Here is a 20,299-nt window from a genome sequence, read left to right on the forward strand (position 1 = left end):
GCACCCGCCGCAGGGGACGCCGATGACGCGCCCCGCGGCGTCCGCACCGGCCCGCCGGGAGAAGACTCCCCGGGCGGGGCGGGCTGCCGGCCCCCGGCGGGCGACGCCCACGGACTACCCCCCGAGGCAGACGACCCGGACCCGCCAGCACCGGACGGCCGCGCCTGTGGTGGGCCGCCCGGACCGGTCTGGGCCAGGTAGGCGGCATGCTCCCCGGCCGGCCCGCCGGAACGGCCCGCTGACCGGGACGCCACCCCGGCGGTAGCGGCCAGTACCCCGGCGGAGGCCGCCGCCCCGGCCAGCGCACCTCCCCCGCCACCGCCGCCGGCCTCCCCCGCCGCCCAGGAGAACAGCCGCATCAGCACCGGCAGAGCGACCAACGACAGGATCATCATGGTCAGGCCCATGAACCGATCCCGATTCGCGGTCACCGGATCCGTACCCGCCTCCGAGGAATGCAGGTAACTGAACGCCGCCCCGTAGACCAGAGCCGCGGCCGGCTTGTAGCAGACCATCGCGACCAGCCAGCCGACGATCTTTGACATCCAGCGGCGGGTCGACGGCAGGAACCCGCCGGCGGCGGCCAGGACCAGCATCCCGGTCAGGATCGGGATACTGGCCTCCCGGAACATCATCAGGATTGCCTGCACGATCGAGACCACCAGCGCAATCAGACAGTAGACGATCACAAATCCGGTGGCGGCGAGATGCTGGTTGTCTACCCCGAGGACGTGTTTCATCACGGGCGCCAGCTGCTGGCCGTCCGTGGACAGCACCCAGTCGGAGAACGTGTCTCCCACATCCAGGGCCTGCTGGACGACGAGGACCCCGATCCCGGTCGTCAATCCAACCATCAGCAGACCGCGAGCGATGTCGAGGAGCGGCTGGGGTTTGTGTTGCAGGGCCATCCGCGCGGCCTGGATCGTCAGCCCGCACAACGCCACCGTGATCACGATGGGCCACATCCAGCCCCGGATCGCGGCGACCACCTCGATCGGGGGTGCGCTCACCGGGTCCGTACCGGGTGTGACCGGCTGCTGCACCCGGACCGAGGGGGCCTTGACCCACCAGGTCGAGGTGGTGTCCACCATCCACGCCAGCCCCTTGGCCAGCGCATCCTCCAACGAACTCAACGCGTTGTCGGTGACCGTGTCGACCGCCGCGCCAGCACCGGCTTTGACGGCTGCGCCTACCAGCGGAGCTGCAGGAGAGAGCGGTTGGACTGCATCGAGCAGTGGGTTGTAGGGAAGAGCCACCGACTACCTACCTTCGGGGAAACAGCTGGAAGCCGGCGCTGGAGGCGATCCGGGTGGTGACCGTGGTCCAGCTGCCGCCGGGTGGGGCCACGACCCGCCAGTCCCCCCGCTCCCACCGCACGTCTGCGCGGCCAGCGGCGTAGACGGTGGTACCAGTGGTGTCCTCGGCTGCGGTGGCCACATACAGCACGAGCCGATCGGGGGTGACCGCGTCGAACCGCACCCCTACGAAACGGAAGACCGGCTCTGGAAGCCGTCCCATCAGTCGTGCGGGAACACCTTCGTTCGCCGCGTCCGTCCGGGTCTGCGCTACCAATGCGGGCTGGTCCACACCGGTGACCTGTTCGGCGATGGTGGGTTCGAAGACGAACGGACTGACGGAGGATCCGGTCCGGAAACCGATGTTGATTGCGGCGAGGGCCGCGCCCAGCGGGGTGTGGGCGAACCCCGACGCCCGGTCGTCGGCCAGGATGTGCGGGCCCGCGGTCGGTGAGACCGGTAGGGCGAAGCCGTGGAAATCCATCCAGGTCAGGTCGGAGAAGTCCAGGGTGGGCAGGCCCGGATCCGGGGCCACCGGCCCGCTCGCCGCAGGCGCGACGCCGGCTGTGCCCGCGGTCGGGGACGGCGCCGGAGAGCCGCCCCGGCTTCCGAGCAGCAGCCCGACGGCGATCCCGGCCGTGACCAGCCCGGCCGCGGCCAGGATCCGCACGCCGGGGGAGAAACGACGCCGGTCAGCCATCCCCGTGTCCTAGCCGGCGAGGGTGAGGATGGTGGACAGCAGGATCGGCCCCATCGCGATCAGGGAGACCCCCAGCAGGGTCCAGGGCACCCCGAGCGCGCCGTCCGCGGACATCGCGTGCCGGTTGCGCCGCCCGATCATCATCTGGATCGCGCAGATCGACAGGCCGATCACTCCCGCGACCAGCCCGCCGTACTTCACCAGGGCGATGAACCAGTCGGTGACGTTGGTGACCTGCTGGGGGGCCGAGGGCGCGGGATTGGGGATCCGCCAGATCGGTGGGCTGGCGGGTGTGGGCTGGCCAGCAGGGGCCGGGGTGTCGGCGGGCAGAGCGCTGGGAGTGTCGCCGACCGCGAGATACAGCGAGGCCAGAAACCGGCTCACGGGTGAGTGTCTCCTTCTGCGTTCAGAGCGCTGCGGGCGGCTGTAACCGCGGCCGCCAGCGGCGCGGGTATCTCGCCATGCAGCGGATCTGTGACATAACGCCAGCGGGTGACGTAGGGCAGGCGGTGGACGGGGGTGTGCGCGGCCAGCAGCCGCAGCCGCTGGGTGACCCCGCGCGGCTCGGGCAGCGGCCCGTCGGCGACCACGACCAGCCCGGCGGGGTGGAGCTGGGCGGCGTTGGCGGCGGCGGTGACCCGCCCGGCTACCGCTACCGCCTGCACGGTGCCGCGGGCGACCAGCACCAGCGGCCGGCCGGCGAACCCACGAGTGGCCGCGTACCGGGGCCAGTCGGCGACGACACCGATGTCGATCGCCGGTTGCAGCAGCGTGGCCACGGTGGTCGCTCCCGCGCCACCGTGGCAGCCGGCGACCACCAGCAATGGCTGAGCGGGAGCGACGTCCACGCCCGCGCGCCGGTGACGGGGCCGTGCGACACGGCCGGTGCGTGCCAGCACCGACACGTGATGATCACCTCTTGTGTGAGCTGCGACATGTGCTGTCAGAATAAGGGAAAAGGAAAAAATTGTCCCTATTAGGGATATATGGTGTGAGGGTTGTGTTTTCCATGAGAAAAGCGTGGCTTTTACATGTTTTTTTACTGCCCGTAGTGGTCGGCTGCGGTGGCGGAACCGGCCGCGCGCCCGCCCCGGCCGTGTTCCCGGCTGCGACAGCGGCGCGCACCCCGCCGTCGCAGCCCCAGGGCGATCCCGCGGCTGTGTGCGCGGCGTTCGCCACCACAATCCACACCGTCGACACCGCCATCGACGCCGGGCCCGGAGCCGCCTACTACCGGGCCCGCCCCTACGTCACCGCCCGCCTGTCCCAGCCGATCAACGGTGTCGACGTCGACGCCCGCTGGGCGCAGTGGGCCGCCCACCGCGCCGCCACCACCGTCACCGCCACGGTGCTGGCCGCCGAAGCGCCCCCCGACAGCCTGGTCGACGCGTACCGGGCGGTCCGGGTCACCGTCACCCCCCGCGGTGTCGACGGCTGGACCGGCCCGACCCAGACCCGGATCGTGTTCTGCCAGCTGGCCGCCGACAGCGGCGGGTGGCGGGTCGACTCCTACACCACCAGCGGCTGACCACCGATGCCTGGCCGTGCCCTCACCCTGATCGCCGCCGGTGCGACCGCCGTCCTGGTCGGCCTGCCGCTGACGCTCCTGCTCGCCGTCACCGTCCTGCACGACCGCACCGACACCCCGGCCGCCACCGCTGGCGGTCCGCTGCGCGCCGCCGCCGTCCCCGCACCCTACCAGGACTGGATCATCGTGGCCGGTGCTGGTGACGACCACTGCCCCCCGCTCAGCCCGGCACTGCTCGCCGCCCAACTCGCCCAGGAGTCCGGCTTCAACCCGCGCGCGGTCTCCGCCGTGGGCGCGCAGGGCATCGCCCAGTTCATGCCCGGTACCTGGCCGGTACCTGGCCGACGTGGGCCGTCGACGCCGACGGCAACGGCACGGCCAGCCCGTTCGACCCCGCCGACGCGATCATCGCCCAGGGCCGGTTCATGTGCGCGCTGCTCGCCGACGCCGCCGACGGGATCGCCGACGGCAGCCTCACCGGTGACCCCGTCAGCCTCGCGCTGGCCGCCTACAACTGCGGGCTCAGCTGTGTGCGCGCCGCCGGCGGCCTCCCCGCTACCCCGCAGACGTCATCCAACGTCTCGGCGAGCCTGGAGAGATCGACCCGTACCGGCGCAGCCGCGGCTGGGTCAGGGGGTGCGTATGGATTCGCCGCAAGCGGGCCGAGTCCGAGCGCTGCGACCTCCGCCGGGTCCAGTACCTCCCGCAACGCCCGCCGCGCCGTCGCGAGCCGCGTTGCCGCCTGGTCTGATTGCGCCGCCTGGCCGATCTGATGCCGCTGGCGTCGGATGAACCACTCGACGATCTGCGGGGCGAGCATCAGCGCATTCGTCACACCCCCGATGGCCTGCGAGAGTTGATCGATGAGCTCGCGCAGGCCATCGGAGATCGGATCGGTGTTCGGACCCCCGTCCTGCTGCGATGCCATGCGGCCCCTTTCTGTGCTGTGACGGTCAGCGGCCCGGACTACGGGCAGGCGCAGAGGCGACACCCGTCCCTGCCTCTCCCAGGTGAGGGCACCGCGGTGCCCTCACCTGGGAGAGGCAGGGACGGGAACGCCACACCCCGCGGACTGCCACCCCGCGGGGTGCCGGCCGTCGCGGTGGTCTTTTGTTGCAGTTCGGCGAGCCGGTGTGGGACATCCTGAGCAAGTGGCGCTGCGGCGTCGTCGGCCCGTGAGTAGACAACTTCGTTGGTTCGCCGGCTGTAGATCGTAATCGATCCTGTTGGGCTGATTTCTATCCTGTTTCCCTTCGTGAGAGCGATAAGGCCACCATCGGGAGCGCGCCTGATGAAGTCCTCGCGTGGTGGGTACATCCGGCCGTCGAATTTCAGATCTGGATTCGGGTTCTTCGGTACACCGCTGAACTCGTCTTCAACCGCCTCCAGCGTAGCGTTTAACTGCGCCAACGCCTCGTAGGCGCTGGTCGCTGGAGGCAGCTCGTTCAGCCTGTGGTACATAATGGCCAGCCGTTCCGGTAAGGAGAGCGGTCCTGGATCTTCCTGCTCCTTGCTCATCACTGTCCCGCGTCCGCGGTCCGAAGTACATCTCGGATAACAGCCAATGCTTCCTCAGCTGAGGAGACGACCTTCTCATGACCGGTGAATCCCTGCTCCTGCAGCGGATCAACGGACACTCCCCATTCGGCATCACCTGGTTTCCCTGCGATAGATGCGTGGTGTCCGTCAACGCGGATGTCGATGACGACCGCTCCGGACGGGAAGGATTCTACGGTCGCTGCCACGTCCTTCCCGATAATCGATGTGGCCAGTGCCGTGTAGATCATTATTGCCGGCTCCGTCCTCTCCGCCACATGGATGTCGATGGTGCGTCCCTCAGGGTCGCGAAGAACGTGATTGCCAGGTTCCAGGGGCAGATCGAAGTCGCTATGGTAGATGGTAAGGCCAATGCGGATTCGTCCGGTCACTTCCCGGCCACCTGCAGGATATAGTTCGAGGACCGCCCCACCGGCCAATGTGGCCGCATAGTGTTCAGGACCGGAGCCGTGGCGTTCCCGCTCGAATACCAGGCCCAGCGTTCGGTAGAATTCGCGGCAGGCAGACACGTCAGAACAGTAGAGAACGATGAGGTTTATCTGCGTTTCTGTCATCTCCGCATTGTATACATATCTGATCTGGATAGTTACGGAGGGGAAGGATTTACGGTAAAGCACCGAGGCGCGTCCCGGCAGGGGCCGAAGCGGTGTACCGCGGGGACGATGAAACGGTGGTAGCTTACCGTGATTCCGCAGCGGCAGATGCGGTCGCGGCGATTATGCGCATCCCGACGAACGTAGTGAGGTCGACCTGGTCGTGTATGGCGGCAGGTCGCACTCCTTGCGCGCGCCGATCTGGCAGCGGGGAGAGCTGTGGGCGAAGCGGGCTCGAGCCCCGGGCGGGCCAGTCCAGCCAGCGGACCGGGTCGCCAGGACGGGCATCCATTCGGTAGGCGCCCTGCCAGACCAGTCAGTTCTTCGACGAGATCACCGCAGCGCTGGCGCCGTGTTCGTTGTCTGGCGACCTCCTTTGTTGACCATGGTGTAAGTGCCGAAGGGCTGCCCTGGTCATCGCGCCTGGGGCGGGCGGCGTGTGCGCTGCCGATGTCAATCAGTTCCACGCTGCTGCTTCCCGCCTGCTCGGCGCTCAGATCGGCGGCTATGATCATGACTGGAACGGACTCAAGTTACCGGCAAGTACGGAAACTCGGGCTAGCCAACGGCTTCGCCTCCTGTGGCGACCCGGCCGCGCTGCAGACGATCTGCGACCAGCTCAGCCCCGGTGGCTGGGAAGGCTGAGATCGACGCTGCACGCCGCATCGCGGTCGCGGTCTTGCCCACCGCCTTCGGCCCATGGATCGACAGAGCGCGAAGATGCGACTGAAGTGCGTCCAGCGTGCCGTCGAGGACACGGCGCCGATAGTCGACCACGTCTCTACTCTGCCAACGACAGGGATTCGAGTCTTCCAATAGCAGATCGATAGGTCTGCCGATCCGACCTCGTCCGCACCGCCAGTGAGGACGAGGTCGGATCGGCGCCGTCGCGCGTCACCTTCCGGTATCGGGTTCATCGCCGGCACCTCGGCCTCCCGTCGGGACGATCCGCCCGTGCGTCGGCGCCTCGCCCCGCTGTCCGGCGGCGGCGCGGGCGTAGCGGCGGGCCAGGGTCGCGAAGGCATCCGCGAGTTCGGGTGGCCCGAGGACCTCGATGTCGGCGTCGAACCGGCCGACGGTGGCGGCCAGGCTGGGCCACGACCAGGAGCCGACGACGAGCCGGCAGCGGTTCGGGCCGAGCTCCTCGACGATCCCGTCCTGGGAGTACTGGGACACGAAGGCGGCGGGCAGATCGACGATCATTTCCCCGCTGCACGGCCAGCGGTCCGGGCCGGCGGAGCCCCCGAAGCGCTGGGCGACGAAGGTGGCCACGTCCCCGCCGGGCAGCTGGCGGGGGGTGAACCGCGGGCCGGCCGGGGGACGCGGGCTGATCCGGTCGGCGCGGAAGGTGCGCCAGTCGTCGCGGTCCAGGTCCCAGGCGACGAGATACCAGCGTCCACCCCAGGTGACGAGGTGATGGGGCTGCACCCGACGCGGCGGGGAGACATCGGCTGTGCCAGACCGCGACGGGACGGCGTAGTCGAAGCGCAGCTCCTCCCGGGCATGGACGGCGGCACCGAGCATCACCAGAACGGCCGGCTCGACCTGCGGGTTGGGCCGGCTTCTGCGGCGTTCGACCGCGGTGAGCCGCAGCGCGTCGACCCGGTGGCGCAGCCGCGCTGGCATGACCTGCCGGACAGTGCTCAGTGCGCGGGCCGCCGCCTCCTCGATGCCGGCACCGGACGTGACGGCGAGCTGGAGCGCGACGGCCAGGGCAACGGCCTGCTCGTCGTCGAACAGCAGCGGTGGCAGTTCCGCCCCGGCATCGAGCCGGTATCCGCCGTCGGGACCCTTGGTGGCCCGGATCGGATAGCCCAGCTCACGGAGGCGGTCGACGTCGCGGCGCACCGTGCGCGGGCTGACCTCGAGCCGCGCGGCCAGCAGCGCCCCTGGCCAGTCCCGGCGCGCCTGCAACAGCGAGAGCAGGGCGAGCAGGCGCGCTGACGTCGTCGGCATGCCCATGAGATTGCCTGAAGAAGAGGCCAGAAACTGACCGCTTCCCGGACGACCGTGGTGGTCACAGCCGACAACGGCAACGACCCAGAAGGGGCCGATCACGATGATGACCACACAGCCCGTAGCCCTCGACGCGGAGCGGGCCGACCTGCTCGCCGAACTCGCCGTGGCCCGAGCCAGCCTGATCAACACGACCCGCGGTCTCAGTGACGAGCAGGCCGGCGAACGCCCGACGGCCAGTGCCCTGTGCCTGGGCGGGCTGATCAAGCATGTCGCCGCCGTTGAGGAAGGCTGGATGCGTTTCGTCCTCGAGGGGCCGTCGGCGATGAACTACGCGCTGCCCGACGGCGTCACCTGGGAGGAGTTCATGACCGGCACCGCACGTGAGTACCCGGCCTGGGCCATCAAGCGCCAGAACGAGTTCCAGATGCTGCCAGGTGACACGATGGCCGGGATCGTCGCCCGCTACAAGCGGGCCGCTGCCCGGACCGACGAGATCGTCGCGGCCATCCCCGACCTGTCAGTGACGCAGCCACTGCCGGAAGCGCCCTGGCACGAGCCGGGCGCGCGGCACAGCGTCCGCCGGGTACTGATCCACATCATCGCCGAGACCACCCAGCACGCCGGCCACGCCGACATCCTCCGCGAAACGATCGACGGCCAGACCGCGACCTGACAGCCGTGCCAGCGTCCCGCGACGAAGCCTGGAGGCGGTGGACGGTATCCAGGGAGCTGGCACAGAACGTCCAGAACCCGGGTCCCGCGACGCGGTGCGGCGCCGAGTGCCGCCCTGGGCACGCGGGCGTTCTGTCCGATTTTTTCGGTGCTGACGTGAGAACGCTATTTCTGCTGCCGCGGACCATGACCGAGGTCACACCGGACGCAATACCGTCAGCGCGTTCGCTCGGCGGCGCTGCCATCCGGTCAGGGCATCCAGTTTCGGGCGACGGAAGGAGAATCACAGTGCGTGCGAGGTCCAGGACCATCCGCGGTGCCGCGTTAGTCATGGGTGTCGCCCTCGCGGCGGCGGCCTGCGGCAGCTCGACGCCGTCAACGACCGGCTCCACCAGCACAACCTCGGCAGGCAGCACCGCGACCGGGACGCCGATCACCGTCCTCACCATCATTCCGTCCTGCCGATTCTCGGCGCGGCGAAGATTCCCTATCTGGCGGCCAATGCGATTTCGGGCAGCGAGTATTCGGACACGAATTCCTATCCGCTGGTCCCCGGGCCGATCGGTTTCGCCGCGCTCGGCACAAAGGCCGGCCAGCGGTGCGCCAAGACTGACATCGTCACCTATGACCTGCCGGCGGCGGCTGGTCTCGCGCCGTTCGTCACGATGGGCCTCGCGGCGTCGAACAAGACGGTCGACACAACCGTCAAAGTGCCCGTCACGACGACGGACTTCAGCAGCACGGTCAGCAACGCGAAAAACGCCGACTGCATCATCAGCATCCTGCCTGAGCAGGCTCTGAACCAATACCTCGCCAAGGCGACGAGCCTCGGCGTCAAGCAATGGCGCTGTCGGTTCCCGCCGGGCCGGTCCCGGAGGTACTCAGCATGGACGACTGTGCGCTGCGGCGAGGCCGCCGGTACGCAACCCTGCTGATCGACGCCGTTAGCCACCGGCGCGTCGATGTGCTGCCCGACCGCCAGGCCGCCACCGTGGCGGCCTGGCGGTCGGGCAGCCCGGGGTTCGGGTGGTCGTGCCGCGACGGATCGACGTCCTACGCTGGGTATGACAGCACTGCTCGAGTGCGCCCGCCGTCTGGGCTGGTCGCGCGGCACCGTCACGCGCTATGCCCGGGCGCAGAGCCGGCCGAGGCCCTGCGGCGTCCCGCCACACGCTGGTCGACCCCTAACGCGACCATCTGCGCCGCCGAGCCCGCCGTGGCGGTCACCCGCCTGCTGGCCGAGATCCGCGAGCAGGGCTATCCGGGTAGTGCCACCCTGCTCGTGCGCTCCCTCAGCCAGAGACGCGCCGACCCCGCACGCCGGCTGTCCCCGCGTCGACTGGCCAGCTGGCTGGCGAGCAGGCCGCCGACCTGCTGCGGCACCTCGGGTGACCTGGTCGCGAGCTGCCCGCAGATGACCGTCCTGGCCGCCCGGGTACGCGCGTTCGCCATCCTGCTCACCGAGCGCCGCGGCGAGGACCTCGACATGTGGATGAAGAATGTACCGGGTGACGACCTGCCCGCCCTGCATACCTTCGTCGCCGGACTGGCCCTGCCCTCCAGCAACGGCCCCATGGAAGGCATCAACACCACGACGAAACTGATCAAACGTCAGATGTACGGCCGCGCTGGTTTCTCCCTGCTCCGGCAGCCGTGCGTGTTGTCAGCCGGTGAGGAGGGTGATGGTGCGGCCGGTAGGGCTGGTAGTGGTGGTAAGGGCGGTGCGTTTGTCGATGTCAGGGGCGTCGGGGCGCTGGTCAAAGATGAGCAGGGTGCCGCTGCCCAGGCCGAGGCGGTCGAGATAGCGGTCGAGTTGTTTCAGGCCCTGGTTGAGCGGGTTGGGCCTGCCCTCGCGCCAGACCTTGAGTTCGGCGGCCTCGCGCTGCACGTGGCGGGTGCCGTCGGGGGTGGTGTGGGGCCAGCGGATGTTCAGGTCGATACGGCCGGAGCCGACGGCGTATTCACGTTCCACGTAGCCGCCACCGTTCACGACGCGCTGCAGGTAGCCCATGAAGATCAGCTGTGGGGATGCTTCGTCGTAGTAGCCGCGGCGGGTGAGGAACTCGCCGTGTTCGATCCACCAGTCGACGAACTCGGTGAGCATCTTCGGGAGGTCGAAGGTGCCGTCCGGGCGGACGAAGGATCGCGGATCGGCGGTGACACTTTCCTGGATCCGGCTGGCCAGGACTCGGACGATCACCTCGCGGTAGATCGGGTTCGCGATGCGGACTGGCGCGTCCGGCGCGATGAGGCCGAGGTCCCGGACGTAGCTGACGTCGTCGTCATAGGGCTCCAGATCGAGGATGTCGCCCGCCAGCAGCGGGCCGAGGACCTTCTGGACGCGCGGCTCGGTGAGTTTGGCCGCGAGCGAGTCCAGGTGGGTCGCCCGGGCAAGGATGAGCCGTTCCTTGGCCGTCTCCAGGTGCTCGACCGTGATCGGCTGTGTCACGGGAACGGCGAGTTTTTCGATGACCTCGCGGGCGAGGGCGTTGACGAGCCATGGCTGGCCAGCGGTCAGTTCGTAGGCGTGGCCGACGGCTCCGGGGGCGAAAAACTGGCCGGTGTCGGCGGTGTGCTGGCTGTACAGCTCGGCGGCCTCGACCGGAGTGAAGTCGCCGAGCCGCAGCGACTCCAGCTTGATGGTGAACGGGCTGGACGTTCCCAGCCGGGACGGGTCGCCCCCGGCGGCGGTCTGGTAGTCGCGGACGTCGCGTAGGCCGCAGAGCGCAACCGACCACGGGAACGGTGCGGGGCGGCTATTGTAGCCGTCACGGAGCTGGCTCAGGACGCTGAGGAGTGACTGGCCGCGCAGCGCGTCGATCTCGTCGAAGAACAGACCAGCGGCCGAGGGCACGCGTGCGCCCACGCGCGCAGCGCGTCGACGATCAGTGTGCCGTCCGGCACCGCCGGCCAGGGCGGTGGATGCAACGGCGCCGGCAGTGAGTCCTGTGCGCCTGCCCGGATCCGGCTGAGGATGGTGCGGGACGCGGAGCCGTAGTCATCGTCGGCTGCCCGGGCCGCCTCGCAGGAGAAGTGCAGCGCGGCGTAGCGGCCCTGGGTGGTCAGCTCACGCGCGAGCGCGCGTAGTGCCGTCGTCTTGCCCGTCTGGCGCGGCGCGTGCACGACGAAGTAAGCTTTCAGATCGACTAGGCCGGGTGCCTCCGGCAGCCGGGACAGCGCTGGGATCATGTAATGTTCGGCGGGCAGGCACGGGCCGGCCGTGTTGAACCGACGCACCATCGGCTCTCCCTCTTCGTAGCGTGTCTGGTCGCTGCCTGCTCCGCGTACCACCCTATGCGTGATCGATAACCAGTCGGACCCGGCCTGGGCGAGTTCAAACGGTCGTAGCGACACTCCGATAGGATGATCGCTCCCGACGTGGTTTTCGCCGTTCTGCTGGCATCTCTCCCTCAAGGCCCTCAGCGGCACGTGACCGAGCGGGCTCGGGTACCGCTCGCATAACCCGATCAGCGCGCGACGGCGCACCCGTACCACCGCCGCACACCATGACCGGATACCGGGCGGGAATTGATCGACAACCTGACCGGCGACCCGGAGCCGGGCACCCGGGAGGCGCCCCGCTTGAGAATCGGATTCCACCGGACGCATGCGGTCCCCGGCCGAAATACGTTCACCGCGTGTCCCTGACCGCGCCCCGAATACCTGTGATCGTCGGCGCCGCGGACCTCCGCGGCGACGGTAGCGAGCCCTGCGAGCTCATCGCGCAGGCTGCCCACAATGCCGTCCCCGCCGCACTGTTGAGCGCGCTGGACGCGATCCTCAAGGAACGCCCCCTCACGATCACGGGCGGCCTGGAATCCTTCGGCGGACCGGCGAACGACTACTCCCTGCACGCGATCGTCGCCGCGCATCGCCTGTGCGGCCGGACGCTGGTCTACGCCAACGGCGAGTACCTCACCAAACACCATGCGATGGTCATCGCACCGACGAGGCCGCCACGGCCCTGGGCTGAGCCGGCACACGTCCCGTCGGCGACCGCGCCGGTCCCCGGGTACGCCTCCGCCGTCACCGGCCGCGGGCGGATCGAGACCTTCACCGTCGAGCACGACCGGGCCGGCACGCCCGCCCGCGGCTGGATCATCGGCCGTGACGACGGCGCGCGACGGTTCGCATCCGTCGTCACCGACCCGCAGAGCCTGCACGCACTGGCCGACCCGGACCGCCAGCCCATCGGGCAGATGTGGGACGTGACAGGCGCCGATGGGCTCAACACCAGCACGGTCCCCACGACGTAGGAGTCCAGATGACGATCGACCACGATGCCTGCTGGATCGGCGCCGACGGCCCAAGCTCTGGAACGCCTCGTTCACCGCCTACCTCACCTGGGACAGCGTCACCTCCGTCACCGACGCCGTCGAATTCTTCCGCCGGGGCCGCCGGCATGCTCCCGGGTGACGCGATCGCGTTCTTCCCCGTCGCCGGAGGACGGCCGCGGTGACCACGACGAGCCCGGCGACGGCGTAGGAGGACACCTGTAGCGTCCGGGCGTCGCCCGGTGGACCGGTGAAAAGGGAGACGTACACGGGGTGAACGGCGGCGGCGACGGCCAGCCATTCCAGCCGTCCCGCGACCACGGCGAGGGTGGCCAGCAGGATGCCGTACCAGGGCTGAACGGGGGTGGCGACCAGGAAAGCCGCCCCGACAAGCCACAACCCCGCCCGTTCCACGGGGATCCGGCGCGGATCGGAGCGCAGCACCACCACGGCGACCACGGCCAGCAGCGACACCGCAACGGCTTTGGCCGTGGCACCGTGAATGCCGAACATCGACAGGAGCAGGAACCGACCCCCCTGGGCATATCCCTCGACCTTCAGGTACTGCGGCAGGAAACCGAGGGCTCCAGTTCCGACGGCGAGGACGTGAGGCAGGTAGGAGAGTCCCATGACCGTGACGGCGGTGCCGACCAGAGTGATCGGGCGGCGCCGGGCGGCCGCCGGGAGGAGCAGCGCCGGGTACAGCTTGACCGCCACCGCCGCGCCGAGCAGCGCTCCGGCGAGCGACGCACGGCGGCGGGTGGGTTCCGTGGCCACACCGGATTCTCCGGCCGTGCCTGTTCGTCCGGCCGCGGCGGATCCGGCGTGCCGCCGCGATCTGAGAGCCGCGATGCCGCTGAGCGCGAGCAGCGCGGCCAGGACGTCGACGTGCGCGTCGGAGCCGGTTTCGAGCCCGGCGAGCGGCGAGAGCGCGTAGAAAGCGGCGTAGCGGGGGTCCCGGCCCTGCGCCGCCAGCACCCTCATCATCAGAATGACCAGCCCGAGCGACGCGAGGGACGCGTAGAGCTGCATCCGGTGTTCGCGCGGCGGGCCGGGCAGGACATGCACGGCGGTGAAGTATGCCTGCGCCACCGGTGGGTAGATGGTGTGCGCGTCGGGGTAGTTCAGCCGGATACAGTGCGGGCCCCGGTGGATGGCGGCGCACCCGGCCGGGTCCGGGAACAACCAGTCGTCGCGCAGGTGGGCGAGTTCGGGGGCGAGAGGACCGTAGCGGTAGGGATCGATGCCGGCGGCCTGCACGCGGCCGTCCCAGATATAGCGGTAGAGGTCGTCGGACAGCTGGGGGCCGTGGGTGAGCGCCACAGCGTGGATCGCGACGGTGCCGGCGAGCAGCAGGCCGACGGCGAGCCGGCGGGGAGCGGCCCGGATCAGCCACGCCGCGCCGGCTGTCCCGGTCACCCACCAGAGCATGGTCAGGTAGAGCACGGTCATCCGGCCGGGCAGGTAGCCGGGTTGGAGCAGGATCGCCGCCTGCGTGGCGAGGACGCCGCTCAGCCCGACGACCGCTGCGACCAGGGCCCACCGGCCGCCATCCCCGGGCGTCGGGAGACTCCGCCCGTCACGCCGACGACGTCGGGCGATGGCCGCCACGGCCTGCGCACGGCGGATCCCGTACGCATGGACGGTCCCGGCGAGCGGTTCGGCGACAGGGACGGGGGCGGGCATGGGCCGAGCCTGACAGACATGCCGGCCGGCCCCGGCGTACCGCGGTGGAGCTTCTCCGTTCCGTAAGGCTTCACCAGCGGCGGAGGCGGTGACGGCGACCTACCGTGCGTACATGCGACCGTTCATCCGGCTGTTCACCGGACGGCTTCGGGAAGCGCCGACGGTCCTGCGCCGCGGGCCGTTGCGCACGGACGCGTTTTCCAGTCGCCTGCACGACCCCCGGGTGGCCTCGTTGCTGGGGATGTGGCTCGGGGTCGCCTTCGGGGTGTGTTTCCTGACCGGCCTGGTGTCACACGCCATGCAGCATCCGCCGTCGTGGCTGGTCTGGCCGTCCCGCCCGGTGTCGCTGTATCGGTTGACGCAGGGCCTGCACGTGACGACCGGGCTGGCATGCGTCCCGCTGCTGCTGGCGAAACTGTGGACGGTGTACCCGCGGCTGTGGGAGTGGCCGCCGGTCCGTTCGGTCGCGCATGCACTGGAGCGGCTCTCGATCGTGCCGCTGGTCGCCGGGGCCGTGTTCCAGCTGGCCACCGGAATCGCGAACATCGCGCAGTGGTACCGGTTCCGGTTCTTCTTCACGGTGACCCACTACTGGGTCGCCTGGATCACAATCGGCGCGCTGGGAGTGCACATCGCCGCGAAACTCGCGGTCGTGCGGGCGAACGTCGGCCGCCGCAGAGGCAAACGGTCGCGGCTGACCGACCGGGTGAGCGCTCCCGAACAGCCGGGCGGCGGCCTGTCCCGCCGTGGCCTTGCCGTCGCCGTCGCCAGCGCCGCCGGGGTGATCGTGACGACAACCGCCGGCCAGTGGGTGCCTGGCCTGTCCGGGCTCGACCTGCTCGCGCCGCGCCGGCCAGACATCGGCCCGCAGCGGCTGCCGGTCAACAGAACCGCGGCCGCCGCCCGGGTGACCGCGGTCGCCCGGGCGGCGGGCTACCGGTTGGAGGTGGTCGGCCCGCGCCCGTTCGCCCTCACCCTCGCCGGGCTGCGGGGGTTCCCCCAGCACACGTCGAGACTGCCGATCACCTGTGTGGAGGGCTGGGCCGCGGACGCCACCTGGCACGGCCTACGGCTGCGGGACCTGCTGGACGCCGCCGGCATCCCCGCGGAGGCGACGGTGCGTGTGGAGTCCCTGGAAGCCGGTGGCGCCTACCGGACCAGCGAGGTGAACCCGGCGCACGCCCGGGACCCGCTGACCCTGCTGGCCACCGGCCTGAACGGGGCCGACCTGGACATCGACCACGGATACCCGGCCCGGCTCATCGCACCGAACCGGCCGGGCGTGCTGCAGACCAAATGGGTACACCGGGTGGTGATGCTGTGAACGGGCAGGCACAGGCTGATCAGGCTGACCGGCGGGATCACAATGGCCGCCACCGCGCCGTCCGCGCGGTGACCACGGCCGTCCTGCGCGGCGGTCCGGCCGCGGCCGGTCTGGCCGCGATCGGCTACGGCGTCCACGGGCTGGTCGGGATGCGGTCGGCTACGAACCCGCCGAACGCGGCGCAGTGGCTGGTCGGCGGGATCCTGGTCCACGACCTGCTGGTCGTCCCGGTGACGATGGCGGTGGGTCTCGTGCTCACCCGGCTGGTCCCGGCGCCCTTCCGGGCGGTGCTGCAGGGTGCGTTGCTGATCAGCGGTGCGGTCGCACTGGCGTCGTTGCCACTGTGGCGTGGCTACGGCGGCCCGGCGGACAACCCGTCGGTGAACCCGCTGCCGTACGGACGGAACCTCGCGATCGTCCTCGGCCTGGTGTGGGCCTGCGCCATAGCTGTCATCGCGGTCCGCGCGGTCCGCGTCCGGCGGGCGCGGCGCAGTCACGTAAGCGCATCCGGTCCACCGGCCGGATGACAACGTCCATCAGCTCCGACTGCGACCCGCGCTTCGCCCCTCGCCTCGACCCGCGGTCAGCTCGCCGGGCAGGCGCGGTACGCAGTGGTTCTACAGACAGGTTCACCGACATCTGCCCAGGGCAGCGAAGTGCCGCCCCGGGTCGTACCACATTTCCGTAACGTGCAGGCCGGCGGTCGCGGCGAGGCCGGCGATCCCCTCGGTACCCACCAGCGACCAGGGAAACGACCTCGACATCCGCCCGTCCGGCCCTTCCAGGCGGATCAGCGAGGGGCCGGTGGGCGTCCCGGGCGGCCCGAGCTCGATGAGCACCCGGCCGGCCGGGGCGAGCAGCCCTGCGACGCGGGCCAGCAGCCGGACCGGGTCGCCGCCGATCCCGATGTTGCCATCGGCGAGGAGCAGCGCGGACCACCGTCTCTCACCGGGTACCCTGCCGAAGACGTCGCGGCATAGCGCCGCCGCACCGGCACGACGGGCGAGGCGCACCGCGAACGGGGCCACATCGATGCCAAGCACGGGAACCCCGCGGGTGGTGAGCGCCACGGTGAGCCGACCAGGGCCGCAACCGACGTCGAGGGTCGGCCCGTCGCAACGGCGAAGCAGGGACGCGTCGCCCGGAATGAGCCCACCACGCCACTGGTCCACCGGAACCGGTTCACGACGTCCGTCCGGATGGCGTACCCACAGCGGTCCGTCGACGGACCGCAGCGCCGCCTCGTAGACGGCCGTGGGGCACCAGCGGTGGATGGCTGCCGTCGTCGACCGACCGCCGGTCACCGGACCGCCGTCGGACTGCTCCGGGGTGTCACGGTCTGCCGTACCACTGCGGCGAACCGTCCGTCCGGTGCGAGCCGTGCGACCGCTTGGGCGTCGGCCGCGGTGTCGACGTCCCGCAGCACCGGCAGGGTGGCGACCCGAAGGCCGGCCCGGGACAGGCGGGCACGCTGCCGTGCACCGGTGTCCGGGCGTGACGTCGGGATGCCACGCAGCAACGTGCCGTCGGGACGTCGTAGGCCGAGCGCCCACCAGCCGCCGTCGGCGGCGGGGCCGAACACCGCGTCGGCGTGGCGCAGCGCGTGGCACGCGTCGGCCAGCAGGGCCGGTGTCACCTGCGGGGTGTCCATCCCGATCAGCAGTGTCGGGCCTGCGCTGTCGTCGAAGGCCGCCGCGAGCCGGGCGTCGAACGGTCCGGACACCTGCGGCACCACCGCGATCGATGTCCGCAGCCACGGGCCGACGGTGCCATCGAGGACGAGGACGGGCCGCAGCCAGCCGAAGCCGGGACTGCGGCTCAGCGCGCCGACCGCGGCCAGCGTGTCCGCGATCGCGGCCTCGGCCACGGCCGCCGCCTGTGCCGGGCGCAACGGTGGCGTCAGCCGGGTCTTGACCCGACCGGGCACGGGCTCCTTCGCCACCACGAGCAGTCTCACCGCAGGCTCGCGAGCAGTGCGGACATGTCGCGTACGGCGCGGACGGTGCCGAGCGGCGAACCGGTGACCTTGGATCTGCCGATCCGGGGGTGGTAGTCGACATCGGTCTCGATGATCCGCCAGTCGGCCTGTGCGGCCCGGAGCAGGAGCTCCAGCGGGTAGCCGAACCGGCGGTCGGCGATGGGCAGGCGGAGCAGGTCCGCACGGCGGGCGGCCCGCATCGGACCCAGGTCACGGACCGGGACGCCGCGTCGGCGCAGCCGCCCGGCGACGACCGCATTGCCGAGGCGGGCATGTGGCGGCCACGCCCGCACCGAGGTGGGACGCCGCCGGCCGAGTACCAGTTCGGCCCGCCCGGCCAGCAGTTCGGTAACGAGGCGGGGCAGGTGCGCCGGGTCGAGCGAGGCGTCGGCGTCACATACGCAGACCACCTCGGCGTCCGCGGCCCGCAGCCCGGCGTGCACCGCCGCGCCGTAGCCCCGTTCCGGCACCACGACGACGACCGCACCGTGGTCCCGCGCGATCCGGGGTGATCCGTCGTGGGAGCCGTTGTCCGCGACGATCGCCCGGTATCCGGGTGGCATCCGCTCCAGGACCCAGGGCAGCGCGCGGGCCTCATCCAGGCAGGGCAGGACCACGTCCACCGAGGCCCCACCACTGTCACATTGCGTAAGCATGATCGGGACTGTAATTGGGCGGGGATGTGATCGACCCTTACGGAACGAGGAAGAGCGCGGCGGTTCGACGCCGGAAGATTACGGAACGGGGAAATCCGTCGCCCGGGCGGGTCCGGTTGGCTGGCCGGCTCTTATCGTTACCGGATGGCCCGTGTTCTCGTGGTCGACGACGACGCCACCGTGGCGGAGGTCGTCGACCGGTATCTGCGTAACGCCGGTTTCGACGTCGACCGCGCCGCGGACGGGCCCGCGGCGTTGCGGGTGGCCGGGACCGCCATCCCGGACCTTGTCGTGCTCGACCTCATGCTTCCCGGCCTCGACGGCATCGAGGTCTGTCGCCAGCTGCGGGAAAGTCGACCGGTTCCAGTGATCATGCTGACGGCGCTGGGTGAGGAGGCGGACCGTATCGCCGGCCTCGAATGCGGCGCCGACGACTATGTCACCAAGCCGTTCTCGCCGCGCGAGCTGACGCTGCGGGTGCAGTCCGTGCTGCGGCGGGCAAACGAACTGTCGCCACCGGAGTCCGGCATGCTGCGCGCCGGCACCCTCGTCGTGGACGCGGCCGCCCGCACCGCCACCCGGTACGGGGTGATCATCGGCCTCACGGTGCGTGAGTTCGATCTGCTGGTGTTCCTGCTGCGCCATCCCGGCCGTGCCTTCACCCGCGTCGAGCTGATGGAACAGGTGTGGGGGTGGAGCTACGGGGACCCCTCGACCGTCACCGTCCACATCCGCCGGCTGCGGGAGAAGATCGAGGATAATCCGACCGCCCCCCGGATGCTCGTCACCGTGTGGGGCGTCGGCTACCGCTACGATCCGACGCCACCGGTGCCGGCGGACGAGACGCCGTCATGAGCGCCGAACTGCAGGTCGCCGGGATCGCGCTCGCCTGCTCGGCTGCGGCTGCGTTGACGGGGGTGCCACTGCTGCGCCTGTTACGGGGACGGCCGCTGTGGGCCACGACGGCGGCGCTGTCGGTCGTACCGGTGGTCGCGGTGGCGGTGGGCGTTGCCGGCACCGCACGGGCCATGTTCCTGTCCGACCACGATCTGCAGGTCGTGCTGATCGTGGTCGCGGTCTCGGCAGTGGTCGCCACCGCCGCTGCGGTATGGCTGGGGCGGCCGGTTGTCGCCGCCACCGGAACACTCACCCGGGCAGCCGCCACCCTCGGTGAGCTGGAATATCATGATGCGGGCCGGGTTCCGACGGCCGAGCTCGCCGCATTGGCCCGCACCCTGGACGCCACGCATGTGCGCCTCGTGGCGGCGCGGGACCGCGAGCGCGCGTTGGAAGCCAGTCGGCGTGAGCTGGTGGCCTGGATCAGCCATGACCTGCGTACCCCGCTGGCGGGAATCCGGGCGACGGCGGAGGCCCTGCAGGACGGCCTTGTGACGGACGCCGAGACGACGGCCCGTTACCACCGGCTGATGCTCGCCGACGCCGAGCGGCTGACCGGCATGGTCGATGACCTGTTCGAACTGGCCCGGCTGCAGGCCGGCGCGTTTCAGTTGACGCTGGAGAAGGTGTGTCTCGCCGACGTCGTGTCGGACGCGATCGCCGCCACCGACCCGATGGCACGCGCCAGAGGGGTGACCGTCACCGGCAGCGCCGACCACGCCGTATACGTCGACGTCGACGTGACCGAGGTGGGGCGGATGCTCACCAACCTCCTCGTCAACGCCATCCGGCACACCCCCGACGACGGGACGGTGGAGGTCACCGCCGGAGCGGACGCCGACCGGGCGGTACTCGCGGTCGCCGACCGGTGCGGCGGGATCCCCGCCGCCGACCTGCCCCGTCTGTTCGACTTCGGCTTCCGTGGGGAGACCGCGCGTACCCCCGGCGGTGGCGACCACCCCCACCAGCCTCGGGTACGGTCCGGCATCGGGCTGGCGATCGTCCGGGGCATTGTCGAAGCCCACGGCGGCGACGTCACCGTCCACAACCGCCAGGGCGGCTGCCGCTTCGTCGTCGCGCTTCCCGCCGCCTGAACAGGTTCCCTGAGCAGGCCTGGATAGTCCTTGTGCCCGGAAGCTGTTCCTCGGCTCGTAAGATCCGGGTCGCTCCGGAGCGGTTA

Annotated in this window: 23 protein-coding genes and 2 pseudogenes; 9 read left to right on the forward strand and 16 right to left on the reverse strand. The window is 70.5% G+C overall.

The features are described 5' to 3' along the window. The 4 genes from MJ777_RS10810 to MJ777_RS10825 form a co-directional block, all read right to left on the reverse strand. A partial coding sequence (locus MJ777_RS10810; RefSeq protein WP_370652699.1) for a hypothetical protein occupies positions 1–1,256 on the reverse strand: 1,256 nt, incomplete at its 3' end. 7 nt (positions 1,257–1,263) lie between these two features. Continuing rightward, positions 1,264–1,995: a hypothetical protein gene (locus MJ777_RS10815; RefSeq protein ID WP_239375726.1), complete on the reverse strand. Its 732-nt coding sequence runs from the start codon at positions 1,993–1,995 to the stop codon at positions 1,264–1,266. Positions 1,996–2,004: 9 nt separating this feature from the next. Next, positions 2,005–2,379 (reverse strand): hypothetical protein, encoded by a 375-nt coding sequence (locus tag MJ777_RS10820; protein ID WP_239375728.1) that lies wholly within the window; start codon positions 2,377–2,379, stop codon positions 2,005–2,007. Continuing rightward, positions 2,376–2,900, reverse strand: coding sequence for a hypothetical protein (locus MJ777_RS10825; protein ID WP_239375730.1), 525 nt, complete (start codon positions 2,898–2,900; stop codon positions 2,376–2,378). Before MJ777_RS10825 ends, MJ777_RS10820 begins: the two co-directional genes overlap by 4 nt. A 104-nt stretch (positions 2,901–3,004) precedes the next feature. Between MJ777_RS10825 and MJ777_RS10830 the strand changes: the two genes are divergently transcribed. Then, entirely contained in the window at positions 3,005–3,523 is a 519-nt protein-coding gene (locus MJ777_RS10830; RefSeq protein ID WP_239375732.1) for a hypothetical protein, read from the forward strand. Between the two features lie 6 nt (positions 3,524–3,529). Further along, positions 3,530–3,853: pseudogene (locus tag MJ777_RS10835) on the forward strand (transglycosylase SLT domain-containing protein); the annotation flags it as partial. Here the strand turns inward: MJ777_RS10835 and MJ777_RS10840 are convergent. From MJ777_RS10840 to MJ777_RS10855, 4 genes are read right to left on the reverse strand one after another with little or no spacing between them, the layout of a single operon-like run. Continuing rightward, positions 3,837–4,001 carry a hypothetical protein gene (locus tag MJ777_RS10840; protein WP_239375789.1) on the reverse strand — a complete coding sequence of 55 codons (165 nt, stop codon included), beginning with the start codon at positions 3,999–4,001 and terminating at the stop codon, positions 3,837–3,839. The pseudogene MJ777_RS10835 and the gene MJ777_RS10840 overlap by 17 nt on opposite strands. Positions 4,002–4,031: 30 nt before the next feature. Beyond that, a complete protein-coding gene (locus tag MJ777_RS10845; RefSeq protein ID WP_239375790.1) occupies positions 4,032–4,451 on the reverse strand; it encodes a hypothetical protein in 420 nt (139 codons plus the stop codon). 38 nt (positions 4,452–4,489) lie between these two features. Continuing rightward, on the reverse strand, positions 4,490–5,041 hold the full coding sequence (locus MJ777_RS10850) for a hypothetical protein (RefSeq protein WP_239375734.1): 552 nt from the start codon (positions 5,039–5,041) through the stop codon (positions 4,490–4,492). Continuing rightward, positions 5,041–5,697 carry a VOC family protein gene (locus tag MJ777_RS10855; protein WP_239375736.1) on the reverse strand — a complete coding sequence of 219 codons (657 nt, stop codon included), beginning with the start codon at positions 5,695–5,697 and terminating at the stop codon, positions 5,041–5,043. Before MJ777_RS10855 ends, MJ777_RS10850 begins: the two co-directional genes overlap by 1 nt. 489 nt (positions 5,698–6,186) lie before the next feature. On the opposite strand from MJ777_RS10855, the gene MJ777_RS22705 reads away from it, so the two are divergent. Further along, a complete protein-coding gene (locus tag MJ777_RS22705) occupies positions 6,187–6,318 on the forward strand; it encodes a hypothetical protein (RefSeq protein ID WP_255724036.1) in 132 nt (43 codons plus the stop codon). A 249-nt stretch (positions 6,319–6,567) separates the two neighbouring features. Here MJ777_RS22705 and MJ777_RS10860 read toward each other — a convergent pair whose 3' ends face one another. Continuing rightward, complete coding sequence (locus MJ777_RS10860) at positions 6,568–7,629, reverse strand: YafY family protein (RefSeq protein WP_239375738.1); 1,062 nt, start codon at positions 7,627–7,629, stop codon at positions 6,568–6,570. Positions 7,630–7,735: 106 nt separating this feature from the next. Here MJ777_RS10860 and MJ777_RS10865 point away from each other — a divergent pair, with 106 nt between their 5' ends. Then, positions 7,736–8,305 (forward strand): DinB family protein, encoded by a 570-nt coding sequence (locus tag MJ777_RS10865; protein WP_239375740.1) that lies wholly within the window; start codon positions 7,736–7,738, stop codon positions 8,303–8,305. Positions 8,306–8,926: 621 nt separating this feature from the next. Here MJ777_RS10865 and MJ777_RS10870 read toward each other — a convergent pair. The 3 genes and pseudogenes from MJ777_RS10870 to MJ777_RS10880 all read right to left on the reverse strand — a co-directional run bounded on the left by MJ777_RS10870 (position 8,927) and on the right by MJ777_RS10880 (position 11,544). Next, positions 8,927–9,076 (reverse strand): hypothetical protein, encoded by a 150-nt coding sequence (locus tag MJ777_RS10870; protein WP_239375741.1) that lies wholly within the window; start codon positions 9,074–9,076, stop codon positions 8,927–8,929. A gap of 485 nt (positions 9,077–9,561) precedes the next feature. Then, complete coding sequence (locus MJ777_RS10875; RefSeq protein WP_239310244.1) at positions 9,562–9,756, reverse strand: hypothetical protein; 195 nt, start codon at positions 9,754–9,756, stop codon at positions 9,562–9,564. Between the two features lie 211 nt (positions 9,757–9,967). After that, positions 9,968–11,544: pseudogene (locus MJ777_RS10880) on the reverse strand (ATP-binding protein). A gap of 398 nt (positions 11,545–11,942) precedes the next feature. On the opposite strand from MJ777_RS10880, the gene MJ777_RS10890 reads away from it, so the two are divergent. After that, a complete protein-coding gene (locus MJ777_RS10890; RefSeq protein ID WP_239310242.1) occupies positions 11,943–12,560 on the forward strand; it encodes a hypothetical protein in 618 nt (205 codons plus the stop codon). A 78-nt stretch (positions 12,561–12,638) separates the two neighbouring features. Here MJ777_RS10890 and MJ777_RS10895 read toward each other — a convergent pair whose 3' ends face one another. After that, positions 12,639–14,264 carry a glycosyltransferase 87 family protein gene (locus tag MJ777_RS10895; RefSeq protein WP_239375747.1) on the reverse strand — a complete coding sequence of 542 codons (1,626 nt, stop codon included), beginning with the start codon at positions 14,262–14,264 and terminating at the stop codon, positions 12,639–12,641. A gap of 112 nt (positions 14,265–14,376) precedes the next feature. Between MJ777_RS10895 and MJ777_RS10900 the strand changes: the two genes are divergently transcribed. Together MJ777_RS10900 and MJ777_RS10905 are read left to right on the forward strand one after the other, a co-directional pair. Then, the gene (locus MJ777_RS10900; RefSeq protein WP_239375785.1) at positions 14,377–15,588 is read left to right on the forward strand and encodes a molybdopterin-dependent oxidoreductase; all 1,212 of its coding nucleotides are present in this window, start codon (positions 14,377–14,379) and stop codon (positions 15,586–15,588) included. Beyond that, positions 15,585–16,115 (forward strand): hypothetical protein, encoded by a 531-nt coding sequence (locus tag MJ777_RS10905; RefSeq protein ID WP_239375749.1) that lies wholly within the window; start codon positions 15,585–15,587, stop codon positions 16,113–16,115. The genes MJ777_RS10900 and MJ777_RS10905 overlap by 4 nt, the downstream gene beginning before the upstream one ends. A gap of 102 nt (positions 16,116–16,217) precedes the next feature. On the opposite strand, the gene MJ777_RS10910 is transcribed toward MJ777_RS10905, so the two are convergent. The 3 genes from MJ777_RS10910 to MJ777_RS10920 are packed head-to-tail and all read right to left on the reverse strand — an operon-like array spanning position 16,218 to position 18,222. Then, the gene (locus MJ777_RS10910; protein ID WP_239344939.1) at positions 16,218–16,892 is read right to left on the reverse strand and encodes a class I SAM-dependent methyltransferase; all 675 of its coding nucleotides are present in this window, start codon (positions 16,890–16,892) and stop codon (positions 16,218–16,220) included. Further along, positions 16,889–17,545 (reverse strand): DUF2064 domain-containing protein, encoded by a 657-nt coding sequence (locus tag MJ777_RS10915; protein WP_370652700.1) that lies wholly within the window; start codon positions 17,543–17,545, stop codon positions 16,889–16,891. The genes MJ777_RS10910 and MJ777_RS10915 overlap by 4 nt, the downstream gene beginning before the upstream one ends. Next, complete coding sequence (locus MJ777_RS10920) at positions 17,542–18,222, reverse strand: glycosyltransferase family 2 protein (RefSeq protein ID WP_239344941.1); 681 nt, start codon at positions 18,220–18,222, stop codon at positions 17,542–17,544. Before MJ777_RS10920 ends, MJ777_RS10915 begins: the two co-directional genes overlap by 4 nt. Positions 18,223–18,366: 144 nt before the next feature. On the opposite strand from MJ777_RS10920, the gene MJ777_RS10925 reads away from it, so the two are divergent. Both MJ777_RS10925 and MJ777_RS10930 read left to right on the forward strand, forming a co-directional pair. Next, entirely contained in the window at positions 18,367–19,077 is a 711-nt protein-coding gene (locus tag MJ777_RS10925) for a response regulator transcription factor (RefSeq protein ID WP_239375751.1), read from the forward strand. Next, positions 19,074–20,213 (forward strand): sensor histidine kinase KdpD, encoded by a 1,140-nt coding sequence (locus MJ777_RS10930; protein ID WP_239375753.1) that lies wholly within the window; start codon positions 19,074–19,076, stop codon positions 20,211–20,213. Before MJ777_RS10925 ends, MJ777_RS10930 begins: the two co-directional genes overlap by 4 nt. The last annotated feature ends 86 nt before the right edge of the window (positions 20,214–20,299 follow it).

Origin of the sequence: Protofrankia sp. Cj5 (genome assembly GCF_917627405.1) — a bacterium.
Taxonomy (GTDB): domain Bacteria; phylum Actinomycetota; class Actinomycetes; order Frankiales; family Frankiaceae; genus Protofrankia.

Excerpts from the sequence above, each read along its gene's own strand:
- MJ777_RS10815 (WP_239375726.1), bottom strand. The coding sequence starts at position 1,995 with ATGGCTGACCGGCGTCGTTTCTCCCCCGGCGTGCGGATCCTGGCCGCG.
- MJ777_RS10830 (WP_239375732.1), top strand. The coding sequence starts at position 3,005 with ATGAGAAAAGCGTGGCTTTTACATGTTTTTTTACTGCCCGTAGTGGTC.
- MJ777_RS10845 (WP_239375790.1), bottom strand. The coding sequence starts at position 4,451 with ATGGCATCGCAGCAGGACGGGGGTCCGAACACCGATCCGATCTCCGAT.
- MJ777_RS10850 (WP_239375734.1), bottom strand. The coding sequence starts at position 5,041 with ATGAGCAAGGAGCAGGAAGATCCAGGACCGCTCTCCTTACCGGAACGG.
- MJ777_RS22705 (WP_255724036.1), top strand. The coding sequence starts at position 6,187 with ATGACTGGAACGGACTCAAGTTACCGGCAAGTACGGAAACTCGGGCTA.
- MJ777_RS10860 (WP_239375738.1), bottom strand. The coding sequence starts at position 7,629 with ATGCCGACGACGTCAGCGCGCCTGCTCGCCCTGCTCTCGCTGTTGCAG.
- MJ777_RS10865 (WP_239375740.1), top strand. The coding sequence starts at position 7,736 with ATGACCACACAGCCCGTAGCCCTCGACGCGGAGCGGGCCGACCTGCTC.
- MJ777_RS10870 (WP_239375741.1), bottom strand. The coding sequence starts at position 9,076 with ATGCAGTCGGCGTTTTTCGCGTTGCTGACCGTGCTGCTGAAGTCCGTC.
- MJ777_RS10875 (WP_239310244.1), bottom strand. The coding sequence starts at position 9,756 with ATGGCGAACGCGCGTACCCGGGCGGCCAGGACGGTCATCTGCGGGCAG.
- MJ777_RS10895 (WP_239375747.1), bottom strand. The coding sequence starts at position 14,264 with ATGCCCGCCCCCGTCCCTGTCGCCGAACCGCTCGCCGGGACCGTCCAT.
- MJ777_RS10900 (WP_239375785.1), top strand. The coding sequence starts at position 14,377 with ATGCGACCGTTCATCCGGCTGTTCACCGGACGGCTTCGGGAAGCGCCG.
- MJ777_RS10920 (WP_239344941.1), bottom strand. The coding sequence starts at position 18,222 with ATGCTTACGCAATGTGACAGTGGTGGGGCCTCGGTGGACGTGGTCCTG.
- MJ777_RS10925 (WP_239375751.1), top strand. The coding sequence starts at position 18,367 with ATGGCCCGTGTTCTCGTGGTCGACGACGACGCCACCGTGGCGGAGGTC.
- MJ777_RS10930 (WP_239375753.1), top strand. The coding sequence starts at position 19,074 with ATGAGCGCCGAACTGCAGGTCGCCGGGATCGCGCTCGCCTGCTCGGCT.